This is a genomic window from Dyadobacter soli, assembly GCF_900101885.1.
Classification (GTDB): domain Bacteria; phylum Bacteroidota; class Bacteroidia; order Cytophagales; family Spirosomataceae; genus Dyadobacter; species Dyadobacter soli.
The window spans coordinates 257328-270580 of record NZ_FNAN01000011.1; the positions used below are offsets into that span (position 1 = coordinate 257328).

The 13253-nt window shown below is 48.2% G+C and carries 18 protein-coding genes; 1 reads left to right on the top strand and 17 read right to left on the bottom strand.

From position 1 onward, the window contains the following. Positions 1-13: 13 nt before the first annotated feature. A complete protein-coding gene (locus BLQ88_RS19665) occupies positions 14-406 on the top strand; it encodes a transposase (RefSeq protein WP_229212765.1) in 393 nt (130 codons plus the stop codon). Positions 407-540: 134 nt separating this feature from the next. Here BLQ88_RS19665 and BLQ88_RS19670 read toward each other — a convergent pair whose 3' ends face one another. From BLQ88_RS19670 to BLQ88_RS19750, 17 genes are all read right to left on the bottom strand, one after another. Further along, entirely contained in the window at positions 541-822 is a 282-nt protein-coding gene (locus tag BLQ88_RS19670) for a helix-turn-helix domain-containing protein (RefSeq protein WP_090153624.1), read from the bottom strand. 14 nt (positions 823-836) lie between these two features. Continuing rightward, on the bottom strand, positions 837-1130 hold the full coding sequence (locus tag BLQ88_RS19675; RefSeq protein ID WP_090153626.1) for a hypothetical protein: 294 nt from the start codon (positions 1128-1130) through the stop codon (positions 837-839). A 10-nt stretch (positions 1131-1140) separates the two neighbouring features. Then, on the bottom strand, positions 1141-1929 hold the full coding sequence (locus BLQ88_RS19680; protein WP_090153628.1) for a hypothetical protein: 789 nt from the start codon (positions 1927-1929) through the stop codon (positions 1141-1143). A 29-nt stretch (positions 1930-1958) separates the two neighbouring features. After that, the gene (traN, locus tag BLQ88_RS19685; RefSeq protein WP_090153629.1) at positions 1959-2792 is read right to left on the bottom strand and encodes a conjugative transposon protein TraN; all 834 of its coding nucleotides are present in this window, start codon (positions 2790-2792) and stop codon (positions 1959-1961) included. Between the two features lie 11 nt (positions 2793-2803). Then, positions 2804-4096 carry a conjugative transposon protein TraM gene (gene traM, locus BLQ88_RS19690; protein WP_090153631.1) on the bottom strand — a complete coding sequence of 431 codons (1293 nt, stop codon included), beginning with the start codon at positions 4094-4096 and terminating at the stop codon, positions 2804-2806. Between the two features lie 2 nt (positions 4097-4098). Further along, entirely contained in the window at positions 4099-4482 is a 384-nt protein-coding gene (locus BLQ88_RS19695; RefSeq protein WP_090153632.1) for a hypothetical protein, read from the bottom strand. A 4-nt stretch (positions 4483-4486) separates the two neighbouring features. After that, positions 4487-5104 (bottom strand): conjugative transposon protein TraK, encoded by a 618-nt coding sequence (traK, locus tag BLQ88_RS19700; RefSeq protein WP_090153634.1) that lies wholly within the window; start codon positions 5102-5104, stop codon positions 4487-4489. Between the two features lie 3 nt (positions 5105-5107). Then, positions 5108-6208 carry a conjugative transposon protein TraJ gene (gene traJ / locus BLQ88_RS19705; protein WP_090153636.1) on the bottom strand — a complete coding sequence of 367 codons (1101 nt, stop codon included), beginning with the start codon at positions 6206-6208 and terminating at the stop codon, positions 5108-5110. A gap of 13 nt (positions 6209-6221) precedes the next feature. Further along, positions 6222-6851: a hypothetical protein gene (locus BLQ88_RS19710; RefSeq protein ID WP_090153638.1), complete on the bottom strand. Its 630-nt coding sequence runs from the start codon at positions 6849-6851 to the stop codon at positions 6222-6224. 6 nt (positions 6852-6857) lie between these two features. Further along, entirely contained in the window at positions 6858-7505 is a 648-nt protein-coding gene (locus BLQ88_RS19715; RefSeq protein ID WP_143016880.1) for a hypothetical protein, read from the bottom strand. A 7-nt stretch (positions 7506-7512) separates the two neighbouring features. Then, positions 7513-8190 (bottom strand): conjugal transfer protein TraI, encoded by a 678-nt coding sequence (locus BLQ88_RS19720; RefSeq protein WP_090153642.1) that lies wholly within the window; start codon positions 8188-8190, stop codon positions 7513-7515. Positions 8191-8208: 18 nt separating this feature from the next. Then, complete coding sequence (locus BLQ88_RS19725) at positions 8209-10671, bottom strand: TraG family conjugative transposon ATPase (RefSeq protein ID WP_090153644.1); 2463 nt, start codon at positions 10669-10671, stop codon at positions 8209-8211. Then, positions 10652-11002 carry a DUF4133 domain-containing protein gene (locus BLQ88_RS19730; RefSeq protein ID WP_090153646.1) on the bottom strand — a complete coding sequence of 117 codons (351 nt, stop codon included), beginning with the start codon at positions 11000-11002 and terminating at the stop codon, positions 10652-10654. Before BLQ88_RS19730 ends, BLQ88_RS19725 begins: the two co-directional genes overlap by 20 nt. A gap of 25 nt (positions 11003-11027) precedes the next feature. Further along, positions 11028-11309 (bottom strand): DUF4134 domain-containing protein, encoded by a 282-nt coding sequence (locus BLQ88_RS19735; RefSeq protein WP_090153846.1) that lies wholly within the window; start codon positions 11307-11309, stop codon positions 11028-11030. Between the two features lie 139 nt (positions 11310-11448). After that, positions 11449-11934, bottom strand: coding sequence for a hypothetical protein (locus tag BLQ88_RS19740; protein WP_090153647.1), 486 nt, complete (start codon positions 11932-11934; stop codon positions 11449-11451). 226 nt (positions 11935-12160) lie between these two features. Continuing rightward, positions 12161-12427: a hypothetical protein gene (locus BLQ88_RS19745; protein WP_090153649.1), complete on the bottom strand. Its 267-nt coding sequence runs from the start codon at positions 12425-12427 to the stop codon at positions 12161-12163. Positions 12428-12550: 123 nt separating this feature from the next. Next, a complete protein-coding gene (locus BLQ88_RS19750) occupies positions 12551-12784 on the bottom strand; it encodes a helix-turn-helix domain-containing protein (protein WP_090153651.1) in 234 nt (77 codons plus the stop codon). Positions 12785-13253 lie beyond the last annotated feature (469 nt).

Sequence of the window (13253 nt, forward strand, 5' to 3'; positions counted from 1 at the left end):
GGAATTCATACGTTTGACCTCTGTCGTGGGTATTTCGACAGCTATTGCAACTGCACTGATTGAAGTGACTGGCGGCTTCCGGCACTTCCATTCTGCGAAGGCATTGTCAAAGTTTATTGGGGTAGCGCCAATTATTTATCAATCTGGAAAGCTAAACTCTGTTAAAGGCATTTGCAAGACCGGTGATGGCCAGTTAAGGAGCATGTTGTATGTCGCTTCATGGTCCGCAATTCAACACAATAAATCTTGTCGAGAACTCTACCATCGATTAAAAGCGGCTGGTAAAGCATCGAAAGTTGCCTTGATTGCTGTGGTCAACAAGCTGCTCAGGCAGGCATTTGCGGTAGTCAAATTTGATCAGAATTTTGACCCAAACTACAAACCAGTTTTTCGCGCTTATCCTTGACTTTTAACACAGTTCATAAGATAACTTATAGAAATTTGAAGAAAAACGGACTAAGTTTTCAAACCGCTCGAAGTATCGGCAGATATTTTGGTAGCTGCATTGGCAACCAGTTGTAGCTCCGCCCCGGGGAGGTCTCAACGGCTCTTTGTCTTCTTATTGGTAGTTGAAAGCATTGTATCGATGTCCTCACGTTTGTAGAAGAGTGTTCCACCAACTTTCGTATAGGTGAGAAGGCCTTGCATACGAAGGTTTTGTAGCGTACCCGAAGAAACATTGAGCAGACGCCGCACCTGGTAGCTTCGCAGCCATGGTTCCTCGGTGATGCGTTTGTCTTTGCCAAGTAGTTGCCGGATTTCTGCAAGGATTTCAGCTTTGAGTGTTTGTAAGTCCTCTCTGGTTATAATCTCGATATTCATAGTGGAAACAGGTTTCAGCTGTCAAGTGGCAGCACGTGAATCTTGCTTGGAATTCTTTTGTAAAATGATGGCTCGTAGGCCAGATAGCCGCCTTCGCAGAGTGCTCTGATAAGTCTGACATAGGTTGCCGAGCTTGCTATCTTTGCTGTTTTCATGATTGATTTGGAAAACAACAGGAGCGGACTTTTGCCGCCCTGCTGTTGCCAAAGACTGACGATGGCCAGGTACAAGGAAATATGAGCAGTACCAATTTGGGGGTCGTCTATTGCTTTGGCAAAAAAAGCGACCAGGTGTGTTTTCAGTGCCATGTTGTCTGGTTTACATTTTCACACCTTTTCTCTTTCCGGTCTTCTCACCGCCCGTATCATCAGCTACCGTGTTCTCTTTTTTCTGACTGGTATCCTCTTTAAGCGATTCTTTGTTTCCTTGCGATTTGCCTTGATCCTCTGCCTGCCTGATGCGTTTTTGGTTTTCATCGTAGACGGTGACCGATTTAAACTGTGGGTTGGCCTCAATAAACCGTTTCTGTTCGCCTTGATCGGTTGTAAATGTTACTGCCTGGCGATTGCCGCGTTCCAGGGATTCAAAGAGCCTGACCTTCGCAGTATCGTCGGCAAGTTCCTTAATTGGCAATTTTGCCACCGCTTTTTCCAGCTCGAAACCGTACTGCGGGCTGAATTGTCGCGTCTTGTAATTACTGTTGGCAGCAGTTTCTTTAAAGTCCAGTTTTAACCAGGCGTTGTGAAATTGACCTTCTTTATTCACAAGATCCTTGTTGACAGACCTGCCATCGAGTAGGTTGTAGGCTTCTTTCTGCGTAATATTTCTGCCTTCGTTATTGATATAGAAGGTTTGACTTACTTTCGCTTCGGCACCAGGCTTTTGAAGTTCTGCCCGGTAGTTGTTAAAAAAATACATGTCTGAGTTTGCGGATTTCTTAAAGTTAAGCGAAACCGAAAGTTCGTCCTTCCCGTAGCTGCTCACATGTTTGATGCTGAACTCGTTCTGGGCTTTTTGAAGGTTCTCTGCAAGCTTGGATTGCAGCTCCTCTCCAAAACCGGAGTATTTGAGTTGGTCTTTGAGGTAGTCCAGATTTTTCTGATTCATGACGTTTGATGTTTAATGGTTGATGATTTTTAAAGTGTAGCGGGCCGGTTAATTTGCCGGGGTTTGACATGGATAGTTAGCTGTCTTGCCCCGTTTTGTTCGGTCAGCGAGATCGAAAGCCTTTTGCGGCTGGTCAAGGTCAACTTTGGAATAGCAAGCACAATCGTTTGCTGCTCTGTCGTCTTGATTTGGTTGATCGTATCAGAGACTGCGACTGGCAGAATTTCTTGCTGTTGGATTGCTGAGCGCCTGATCTGTTTTTTATCGTGGATGTATATCCGCATCGTCTCAATATCATAGTTGATAGGGGAGGCGTTTTCCAGCTTTAACCTGAGTAGCATTAGGTTTTCCTTGATGAACAGGCCGTCCAGCGTTGCCGTAACCTTTCCAGCGCTGCTTTTTCGCCTGATGTTCGACTGGTACTCCTTAGCTATGCGGATCAATGAGTCGAGCCGACGTTGGCCTTGCTGGCCGGAAAGGACAGCCGCCACCGAGTGCTGGCGTGGTAATAGCTGCACGCTAGTCGCAGAAGGGACACTTTGATAGGTAACCTCGAAGCTATGCAGCTGCCCGTCTGTGGTAATCACAATCAAGCTCGTTGGCTTCATCTCAGGGCTTGCCGCCTTAATCAGCAGTACGTTTTCTGTTGATTTTACTTTTTGGGCGAGCAGCTGCGGACTGCCGCGATCAACAGCCTTTACCGCAGACGGAAAACTTATGGCGACCGTCTGGTTTGAGCTTACTTCGATGAGAAGAGGCTCGATGACAAAAATCTGGTTTTCCTGGGCGATGGCGATTGATTTTGCCAGGATCAAAATGATCACCGCCATTATCTGACTTGGTGTTTTGATGATTGAATGCATGGTAGCTTTGTTTACGGATTTATATTATTGGCGTCTTTGAGCAGGACTTTGTATCCTTGCCGGAGCGTTACCTGTGTGAGTTTTGTCTTGCGCCCCAGCAGCAACTTGCTCATCTGAATGCCTGCCGAAGCTGCCTGAGCTCCCATTGAAGCGCCGCCCACGTCAAGGTCGTATCCCTGTACCTGGCTACCCAGTGCCTGTTTGGTCACAGTACGCGATAGCGCGCCCGGGATGTACAAGCCTTCCAAGCCATCCAGGTCATAGACCAGTAGGTTGACTGGCAGTATCTGCTCGCCTGAACGGAGAGAGCTGATTTTGATTTTTAACCGCTCGCCGGAAAGCGAGGCGACACCATACACAAAACCGCTTATTGGAGCAGGGCTTGATGACAAGAAAATTGGGCGTGTAAGCCTGAGCTGCACGGTTGCCCCAGTCACAATTTCCTGCGTGTTTTCGATGACTGCGGTGATACCTTCGGTTGGTTTTGATTCGGGCTCACCTTCCAGACCATAAAAGCCGGTTTGCGCAGCTTGCCCCGATACGACTTGGGCAGAGTCATTGGAGCCAGGGGTGATCAGCGAAACGATATCGCTGCTTCTGCCGCTTGTAACTGAGAGGGCTGGCTGTTTGTTTACTTGCGGTTCAGGACCGGATTGATCCGGGTTTTGGCCGGGCTGCTGGATCGCAAGCAGCTTGTCAAGCATGCTGTCGAGCCGGGCCATCTCTGGATCCTCGCTTTCAGCCAGATCCTGGCTGCCAATGCCCGCCATCATTTTTTCCAATTTTGCGATCGCAGGCTGATCGGGTGACAAATCGTTGGTGTTTGCGTTTTGGCGCTCAAAGGATGGCTCTTGGCTAGTGGTAAGAGCTTTGTTCAGATCACGAAGCTTTTGGTGGACTATCGCTTCACTGGTCTGTTGGCCAGATGCAGCTATGTTTTTGTTTTTCGGATTTTGACCCGGAGCGCCAAGTCCCATAAGCGGCGAGCCTGTCGAGTCGAACGCTGTTAGATTTTCCTGCAAGCGGTAAGGATCTCTTTTGATTTGCTTTATCCAGTTGGCTGAATCCTGGTCGGCTTTCTTATAAAAAGCTAGCTTATCCATCCCGTTGTCTTTTTCGAGATTGGCCGCTGGAAGACTTAGTTGCAGGCCGATCGATGAGCTTGCCGCCTGGTTATTTCCGTTAAGGTTTTTAACGACCAGTACCCAGTAGATGAAGGTCAGAAATGGGAGAGCCAGAAGGGGCAGGTAGGTGTAAAACTTTCGTTTTTGCAGAAACTCTGCGCTGTGAGCTAAATGTTCCATGGCTATTTTTTGATTTTTATGTTTCGTAGACTGTCAAGGATGAGCGCTTTTTCGAGGCTATCCAGGTAATCGTCCAGAGCCTGTTGCCGCTCCGGGCCCTTGGGAACCAAGATTGGCTCTGCGAGCGTGGGTATGCTGAGATTGAACCGGTGAATTGTTGGGGGCTGGCTTGCCAGCCCGTCGTAAAGTAGAAAGCTGGCGGCTGCGCTGGCCAATATCCCAGCCAGAATAAGAATGGTTTTAAGGCGATGTTTTGGAAGCTTTTCTGCGCCCTGTTGAAGGCTTTGGGCCCACTTGCGCTGCATGTCACGGATCTTTGCATTTAGCCTTTCGGTTTGTTGATCGGACGTAGCCGGTGATTTGCGGGGTTTGAATCGATAGAACATATCTTTACCTGGTTTGAATTTGAAGATCTTTGTTTTCAGTTGTCGCCCACCGCTCGATAAGAAAACCGTGAGGGTTGTTATCGCTTCGCTCGACCGGCCGGAGATAGCCCTGAGTGACAAGGCTGCGCGAGACGATGCTCGTCGGGCGAACAATTCTTTGCACGGCCCGGCATTCAAAAAAGTAGGGCTGGGCGGAAGCGTCGACTTTGACACTGTCTACTGTGAGCTCCTGGGAGATATTTCCTGAAATTACCCCGGTATAATACCCGGATTCGCGAAGGTCCTCATACTGTTTTTTTGCTGAGCCGTCGGCCAGATATAGCGCCCTGGAAATATTCGCGGTAATTACTTTATCGTCGGGCGCAAGACTAAAAAACAGCCTGTGAAAAGTAGCAACGTGATCCCTGGCTTCAACTGCGATATTTTCTTTACGCTCCGAAGCGTACGCTTCCAGCACTTTTCCGCTGGCTAGTATGTAAACCCTTTGGGCGGAGTTACCGGCTGAGTCAACAGCAACATAGACTGAGATTGACGTAGTCAGCGCGCAGCATATCAATACGATAAATGTGAAGCTGCGGATATGGCGGAAGGCGCGCTCTATATCCTGTGTTTTGGTGAACATGGCTTACTGGTTTTTGGTTGAACTTCGCGAGGGCGTCATCAGCGGGCCGGAGGGTACTGCGATGCGGGCCGCACTTGTGGCGGTACCGGCAAGCAGGTTGGTCGTTTTTTGTAATAGCGCGCTTGGGCCGCCTGCATGAATGATGTAGCTGGCAACAGATGGCACTGAGAAATAGCCGACGATACCGATGATCAAAAAAATCAGGTAGGCCATATCGTGCGCATTGAAGAATGTGTCTCCTGTTCCTTCGATCTGCCGGATATCCATGGCAATCATTTTCTCCTGGATTTTGCCAATGATGGCCCCGAAAATGTTCGCCACTGGAAGCCATAGGAAGACGTTAATGTAGCGGGCGATCCAACTAGTCAGAGTGAATTGGAAGCCGTCAAAGACTGCGATCCCGAATGCCAGCGGGCCGATGATTGCAAGCACAATCAGGTAGAAGGTTCTGAGTGTGTTGATGCAGAGCGCTGCCGCTTCAAAAATGACCCGCAGGATTTCGCTTAACGCCGCTTTGATCGAGTTTCGGAAATTGTAGCTCTGCTTGGCCATGTAAAACTTAATGTCATTGGCAATCCCGTCGGCAAAGCCTTCCGAGTAGCTATCACCGTACATGTACCGGAGCCACTTTTGACGGTTTCCTTTGCTGTCATCACCCACATACATCTCCCAGAATTGAGAGCTTTTGATTGCGTCCTCTTTCTTTTTCAATAGCAGCGCAATCGCCTTGTCTGAATCAGTCACCATACCTGAGGTGCCTCTGACGGCAGGGGAGAGCACTGCATTAATCAGCGCAATCAGAGCAGGGAAGATCAGGATCACAAACCCGATCACAAAAGGCCGCAGCAGCGGGTAAAAGTCGATCGGCTCAGCCGAGGCGATATGGCGCCACACCCTGTGACCGATGTAAAAGATCGCAGCGAAGGCGGCAATCCCCCGGCCGACACTGATGAGCTTTTCACACAGCGGAAGCATCTCCGAGTAGAGCTCATCAAGCACGCCGTTCAATCCACGGATCTGCGCTTCATAACCTTGGCAGAAGCCTTGGCTGGGCAGTAGCATTCCAGCCGCTGCCAGTAGCAGCGTTAAAATTGTTCGTTTCATAATGGAGCTTTGATTAGGGCTTGATGTCGTAAATCGTTTCGGTCGTTTCAATGGAGGCGCGCTCGTCTTTGCGTTGGGCGGCTAATAGGCTGTTGTTGCTGTTCACATGGCGAAGGAACACGAGCTTTTCAGACATTTCGCTATGTATCTGATCGATCATTGCAAGCCGCTCATCGTCGGATGCCCGCAGTTTTTTGGCAGTGATAACGTTTGTAAGGGCATCCAGATTCTTAATGCTTCCTGCAATCAGATCCGAGTAAACCTGAGCCAGATAGTCAAGCTCTTTTGTTGTGAAACTTCCCGAGGCCGCAAGGCCAGCGCGGGCAGTGCGGCACTCATTTAAGATCTCCAATTGCATCTTAACGATATCTGCTATACGTCCGTAGCTTTTCACCCCTGGGCTTACTTGCAGCAACCCGTCCAGGAACGCTTCATGCAACTTAAAATTACCACGGGATAGATCCCTGATTTTGGTGTACCCCTCGAAAAGTATGTCGTAACCTTTTTTAAGTTCTTTGAGGATCTTTCTGAGCTCCCTGAGCTTTTCAAGGTTGAGGATGAGCTGGGTCACCTCCTGGGTCTGCGCATTACAGGGGGCCAGGGAGGCAGCGCCCAGCAGAAAAAATAGCATCAGCTTTTTCATATCGTCCTACTCTATGCCGCGCAGTGCGCGCCTGTTTTGGATAGCTTTAAGTTCGTCTGCAGAGACTTTGCAAATCATCAGAAAATCCCGACGAAGGCTCTGTGCAAACAAATAGTTGTCTTCGAATTCCTTATCGAGCACTTCAATCCGCTGGATCCTTTCATCGTCGCTCATTTGAAGCTGATCGTCTCGGATGACAGCAAAGAAGCCATTGACTAGTGTTTGACAGTCATCATACAGGGTTTTAAGCGCTGTGAGCATCTGTCTTTTTTGTTGATCCTCGATTGCCTCGCACCGGGAGATTTTCGCCGGCATCATCTCACACAGCTCGTTGATGTTTCCGTGTAGATCCGTGATGTGTTGCAGCCGGGAGAGCGAGGTGATGCCAGATTTTACGATCAGCAGCGAATCAAAACGGTTTTTGTGAAGTTTGAACTCGCCGTTTTTGATCTGGTGGATTGTTGCAAGACCCTTTTTTACGATTTTATAGCCTTCCTTGGTCAGCTCGAGATAGATTTTGAGCTGCACGATCTGCTCTTTAAGGTATTCCCGCTGGGTCTTGTTCTGACGGAACCATTCCTTGAACTTTTGTCCCTGTGCGCTCGTCAAGGCGAGAGTCAGCCATATGGCCAGAAGCAATGTTTTCTTTTTCATATCATTGTCATTGAATCCCATACAGCTCTTTGACCACCTTGGCATCGAACTCATTTCTCGCCCTGGAAAGGCTTAGCAGCTTGTTTTCCTGATTGAATGAGTTTAGCTCATCGTAGACCTGATCCGTTGCCTTTCCGGCGTGCTCGATGATTTCAAGCCGCTTGACATCGGTCATCTCGGTCGCAAAAGATTTGACTACCAGTTCGAGAAGTTCGACGCTTCGGGCCGTCTCTTCGAGCATGCCCTCATAAACGGTGCTTATCTGTGAGAGCTCCGATGCAGTAAAATGCTTGTCGTTTTTAAAAAGCGCCCACGCGGTTTGGTACTGCTTGACAATCTGCGCCTGACGGTCTGCGATCGCTTTTACGCGGAAATAATAGCTCACGACCGCTTTGACCTTTTTTAGTTCCTGGTAATACTCGCGGTAAAGGTCCCGCTGCTTTTTCACCCAATCCTCGATTTCATCGAGTTTCAATTTCGCCATCGTGTTTTCAAGCGCCTTCTGGGCATTTTGAAGCCTGATTTGCCTGTTCTGCCTTCGCTGGACGAGCAGGTCAAAAGCCCGGACCACCCTTTTAACCGCCTGTTTGATAATTTCAGCCCAGGGGATTGCTGCGTGCGCTTCTTTCAAGGGCGTAGCGGCTAGAAAGAAGACCAGCATCAGAAGAAATAGTTTCCTAGCCATATTGGTCTCGTATTTGGTTTACTGATTCTTTTCCCGCATTTCTTTCGCCAGGGCGCCCACTGCTGCCTCCATGCTACCCAGGTTCTGGGCGTACTGCTGCACCTTGAGTTTTTCTGTTTGCTCTGTCGTGTAGGTCAGATATTCTTCCATACTAACCTCGGTCCGGTAGACCTTTGAGAGCATTCCGCCAAGACTAATAAATACTTCCTTGTAGCGAAGCAGCGGGTCATTGGCCTTATTCACTGAAAGCACTAACGATTTTTCTTTTTCGGTTAGGCCGAGAAGCTCCTGGATCTGGTCAAACTTGTTTTGGTACTTGCTTTGATCCAAAAGGATTTTGCAGTCCGAATTGTTGATGATCGCCTGCTTGACAATCGGGGAGGATATAATGTCCTCGACCTCTTGGGTGACCACAATCGCCTCTCCAAAAAACTTACGGACTGTCTTGAAAAGGTATTTAATGTACTCGGCCATCCCTTCTTTTGCTATCGCCTTCCAGGCTTCTTCTATCAGTATTACCTTTCTGATGCCGGAAAGCTTTCTCATCTTGGAGATGAAAACCTCCATAATGATGATAGTTACGATCGGAAAAAGGATTGGGTGTTCTTTGATGTTGTCAAGCTCAAAGACGATAAAACGCTCTGATAACAGATCAATGTTTTCCCGAGCGTTAAGAAGGTAATCAAATTCTCCTCCTTTGTAGTAAGGCCTTAGAACGTACAGGAAATTGCCCATGTCAAAGTCCTTTTCTTTAACCTTGTCCTCTTGCAGCACTTTAATGAAAGTGCTTTGCAGGAACTCGTAAAAGGTGTCAAAGCAGGGGAAAATGGAGCTTTTTCCTACGTGCTCATAGTACCGCTGCAGCGCAACAGAAAGAGCTACATATTCAGAGCGCTTGAAAGTTTCATCGTCTTTCTTCCACAGCGCAAGCAGCAGCGTCTTAATGCTCTCTTTTTTCTCGGTGTCAAGCACATCCCCTTCGGCAATGAAAAACGGGTTGAAACGGATCGGGTTTTTCTCATCGTAGGTAAAATAGTAGCCCGAGACCATATCGCACAGGCCTTTATAGCTGTGACCGACATCCACCAGCACGATATGCGCGCCTGATTCGTAATAGGCCCTGACCATGTGATTGGTAAAGAAACTTTTACCACTGCCGGAGGGCCCCAGAATGAACTTATTGCGGTTAGTGCAGATACCCGCCCGGATAGGCTCGTCTGAAATATCGACTAGCACAGGCTTTCCTGTCAGCCGGTCTCCAAGCCGGATCCCGAATGGTCCTTGCGAAGATCGGTAGGGGGCTTCCAGGTTTAAAAAGCATGCTGCCTGCTCAGCGAAGGTGTCAAATGTGTCATTAATGGGGAAATCAGCTGCATTGCCAGGGATTCCGGCCCAGAAGATCTGGGGAGCGCCAGCCGACTCCTGCTTGGCGGAAGTGTCCAGTTGAGCAAGTGCGGAGGACACGCGGCTTTTAAGCTCTTTTACCGATGAATGATCGTCTGTCCATGCCAGTACGTTGAAGTGCGCTTTTACCGGAAGCCGCTGCTCGCGAATCGCTTCATTGAGAAATTCATTGGCCGCGTCCAGCGCCAGGCTGTTTTCTCTTGCGTATAACGAGAGCGATTGCAATCTGAGGCGCTTACTTTCGAGCCTTTTAAGCGTTTTTTCACTATCGGCGGTAAAAATATACTGATTGTAAATGTGGTCACAATGCAGCAGTTCGCCCAACAGTGTCGCAAAACCAATGCTGAATTTTGTCCGGTCAGTCGAGTAACGCTCGTAGGTGGTAGCTGCGCTGCACAGTCCTGGCAAATCGGCAGCGTCAGCGAGTGTGTACAGGCTGCAGCGGCGGTCTCCGATCTGGATGCCTTTCTCAAATGTAATGTCGCGCAGCAGGCGTTGATCGTTTGCGGTCAAAAGAAAAGCGTATCGCTCGATCAGACCTGCCCTGCGAGTTTGACTGAGAAGGTCCTTGTCGCGAAGCTGGGCCAGCCTCATCATACCTGAATCTTCCAGGATTCGCTTGAACTGCCCTGCGCTATCAAGAAAATCATCCAGGATGGCTTTACGCAGCGTTTGTTTGGGAGCGATCGAGGTTCTTAGCAGATTACTGGTCAGTGAATTTGATAGCTTTCTCTCGCCTGGGGACTTGGTCAGCATTACAAAACACTCGTGTTCTAGGTATGGCCGGCCGGTAAAGAATTGATCGCTCGACCGGCTTAGAAAGCTTGCCGCTTCACGCCGATTTGCTGTGAACCGGTTAGCTAAAAACCAGTCCTGTTTGTGTAGCACGGCATGATTGGGTAACACTTTGACCGCTTTGATCCAGCTCTGATGAAAAGCATCATATTGGGGCTCGGAAAGCGTAAAGATCTCAGGAAGCTGCGCCCGGAAAACGATCGTTACATCTCCCTGACGAGAAAGGATTAAATCGTGCTCGACATCCATAATAGGTAGCATTTCATCTAATAGCTTTTCCATCGGCAGTAACATTTTTGGATTTTGAAATAAAACCGGCCCGCGAAGTTGCCTTCACCCGAGTGGGGATTTTCTTGGCCGCATAAGCTTTCAGTAGCCCGTGCTCACCATAGGTTTCGCTGAGTTGAAAGATCAGCATGAGCGATCCCGCGGCAAGACAACAGGAGATCAGCAGGCACAGGTATGTATTAATTCCCAGCACATACATCAGTGCGTAGGCGATCATCACCGTGAACATTGCCCCGCCGGCATACCAGATATACTGGCCCTTTAACCCGCGGAAGACAATGCTCCGGTTGATGCCCTTATTGATTTCGTAGGTGATCCGGGCCATTACGCACTAAGATATACGTGATGGCTTACAGACCAAAGAACGATTGCAGGACGGTAGCTACAACTACCAGGAAAATACAGCTACCGAACCATGCAGCAGCGACTTTGCCAGTGTCCTGATCACCCGCGTTCCATTTTTGGAAAACTTTTACGGCCCCTACCAGTCCGAGAACGGCGCCGATCGCATACATCAAATTGGTGCCTGGCTCAAAATAGGACCTGACCTGCGAATCGGCTTCCTGGATACCGGCTGCACCATCCTGGGCCCAGGCCTTCATTGATGCCGCGCTTGCGGCAAGTGTCAACATCAGGGCGTACCATGCCCGTGGATTCTTGCTCCTCATTTTCATACTCCTCTATCCGTTTAAGTTGAACATGCTTCTTGTTGACCGCCTGATGGCGCCCCTCCGTCAAAACGGAAGGGGCCAAACGGCGGCAGGGCGTCCATCACACCATACTCCAAACCTCTCTTTTCTCACCCTCGCTAAGGTGTATGGAGCCATATTTTGCGCATTCGGCATCGATCCGGTTGTTTACCGCAATCTGGAAAGGGGTGCCTTTCAGCATTTTGTATTCTTTAAGAATCAGTTGCAGCATTTGGATCAAATCCTGCTTGGTGTAATCTTTCTGATGCGCCTCCTCGATTTCTTCGCTCAGATGGTCGACTAATTTCTCAACGTCAGCAAACAACTGCTCGTTTTGCCAGGCGGGTGGTTCATTGAAAGCATCCTGGTCGCTATCGTCCAAGGGCGGCTCTTCATCCAGCTGCGTTTCTGAAACTGGCTGGTCTGAGCGGCTATTCTGGTTTGACCTCGGGCTAAACAGCTTCTTGATTTCTGTCTTGTAGAATTTCAGAGCGACCCACCCGTAGTAGAGCGCAATTACTGCCGCGACGGCAAGGGCATAGTAATGCCAGGGGCTTTCTTTGACCATGACTGAAAATGGTTACGAATTGGTTCGAGATCATCATCGGGGCTAATAGCTCCTGTGATGTATGATGCAAAGTAACCGGCCAGATAGGGTTGCAAAAAAGTACAACTTTATTGCAACCCTTTTGCAACCCTGAATGGATTTCGAAGAGGTAGCGGCAGATGTATGGTCGTCTGAATTTGATTCTGTATGGGTACAACATGCGCTGGAATAAAGCTCATCAGGTCAGTTAATCATTAAAGATTTCAGGATGGAATGATTTGAAAAGGTTAATTACTTCTTGATAACTTTCTGTGGAATTCAGGGAAGATGGCTCGAAGGCGGAAAACTCAAAAAGACGGTTGGCCTGCTCATCGTGCAGGAAAAAGTTGTGCGAGCTTGCTTCAGTGTAGATTTTTCTGATGAGATATTGACTGGAAATCCAGCCGAGATGGGGTATATAATCAGAAATTTCGAAATCATGAACTTCCCCGATTATGAGATAGGCTTGCTCCATTAGCTTTTTGAATACAAGCTACGTCGCAATTGTGCATATATGCGGTTTTAGATATTAGCCGGTTGCCAGGAATTATTTAAAGGAATGAGCTGCTGCCTTTCTCTCTAAAGCTTTATCAACAACCTATAGTGGATTTTCCGGCAAGAAGTCTTTTGGCGAGCATTGAAGTATTTTGGCAAGATCATTCAATCTCCGAAGGCTGTATTTGTCATCGGTTTTTGAACTTTCGACCAGCCCCACATAGCCCTCGGAAACGTCAAGTAAAAAAGATAGGTCTTTTTGGGTCATGCCCAAAGCCAACCTTCGTTCCTTCACCTTGTCAATGATGTATTGCTCAAATTCATTAGGCTTCTCCATCCGGCGAAAGAATACTTAGAGAATTATTTTTCTACATAGCTATAGCTATGTTTAGTTTACTTTTGTATATTTGTTTTATTCTTTCTCGTTTGGATCTAAGCATTTCGGCCAGTAAGTGATACATTTTGAATTCCTTCGAGTATAACCACTGTTTTAAGGAGCAAAATGGTATAGCACGGATCCAAAGGTGAAATAATGAGTCTCTAAGTCACAGCCGCAACCCAATTCGTTTTCAACTCAACCATTTCCCTCAGGTACAGCATAACTATTCTTGACTGAAATGGGTTTGAGACAATTCTTCGACATGTTAAGTCAGACTATCTATTTCTTTATGAGTAATCGTTTGATCTTCAAATTAGTGATCCGCAAGCCTCAATGATCGGCTCGTTTTAGTTCGCTCTGTTATTGGGAGTGCTACCGACTGTTCTGCAGTGTGGCAGTCTCCCTTTGTCGGAGTTTTCACCTTCAT

What these genes read in the sequence shown, in the direction of transcription:
- BLQ88_RS19670 (WP_090153624.1), bottom strand. Translation starts at nt 822, where the DNA reads ATGAATATCGAGATTATAACCAGAGAGGACTTACAAACACTCAAAGCT.
- BLQ88_RS19675 (WP_090153626.1), bottom strand. Translation starts at nt 1,130, where the DNA reads ATGGCACTGAAAACACACCTGGTCGCTTTTTTTGCCAAAGCAATAGAC.
- BLQ88_RS19680 (WP_090153628.1), bottom strand. Translation starts at nt 1,929, where the DNA reads ATGAATCAGAAAAATCTGGACTACCTCAAAGACCAACTCAAATACTCC.
- traN (WP_090153629.1), bottom strand. Translation starts at nt 2,792, where the DNA reads ATGCATTCAATCATCAAAACACCAAGTCAGATAATGGCGGTGATCATT.
- traM (WP_090153631.1), bottom strand. Translation starts at nt 4,096, where the DNA reads ATGGAACATTTAGCTCACAGCGCAGAGTTTCTGCAAAAACGAAAGTTT.
- BLQ88_RS19695 (WP_090153632.1), bottom strand. Translation starts at nt 4,482, where the DNA reads ATGTTCTATCGATTCAAACCCCGCAAATCACCGGCTACGTCCGATCAA.
- traK (WP_090153634.1), bottom strand. Translation starts at nt 5,104, where the DNA reads ATGTTCACCAAAACACAGGATATAGAGCGCGCCTTCCGCCATATCCGC.
- traJ (WP_090153636.1), bottom strand. Translation starts at nt 6,208, where the DNA reads ATGAAACGAACAATTTTAACGCTGCTACTGGCAGCGGCTGGAATGCTA.
- BLQ88_RS19710 (WP_090153638.1), bottom strand. Translation starts at nt 6,851, where the DNA reads ATGAAAAAGCTGATGCTATTTTTTCTGCTGGGCGCTGCCTCCCTGGCC.
- BLQ88_RS19715 (WP_143016880.1), bottom strand. Translation starts at nt 7,505, where the DNA reads ATGAAAAAGAAAACATTGCTTCTGGCCATATGGCTGACTCTCGCCTTG.
- BLQ88_RS19720 (WP_090153642.1), bottom strand. Translation starts at nt 8,190, where the DNA reads ATGGCTAGGAAACTATTTCTTCTGATGCTGGTCTTCTTTCTAGCCGCT.
- BLQ88_RS19725 (WP_090153644.1), bottom strand. Translation starts at nt 10,671, where the DNA reads ATGGAAAAGCTATTAGATGAAATGCTACCTATTATGGATGTCGAGCAC.
- BLQ88_RS19730 (WP_090153646.1), bottom strand. Translation starts at nt 11,002, where the DNA reads ATGGCCCGGATCACCTACGAAATCAATAAGGGCATCAACCGGAGCATT.
- BLQ88_RS19735 (WP_090153846.1), bottom strand. Translation starts at nt 11,309, where the DNA reads ATGTTGACACTTGCCGCAAGCGCGGCATCAATGAAGGCCTGGGCCCAG.
- BLQ88_RS19740 (WP_090153647.1), bottom strand. Translation starts at nt 11,934, where the DNA reads ATGGTCAAAGAAAGCCCCTGGCATTACTATGCCCTTGCCGTCGCGGCA.
- BLQ88_RS19745 (WP_090153649.1), bottom strand. Translation starts at nt 12,427, where the DNA reads ATGGAGCAAGCCTATCTCATAATCGGGGAAGTTCATGATTTCGAAATT.
- BLQ88_RS19750 (WP_090153651.1), bottom strand. Translation starts at nt 12,784, where the DNA reads ATGGAGAAGCCTAATGAATTTGAGCAATACATCATTGACAAGGTGAAG.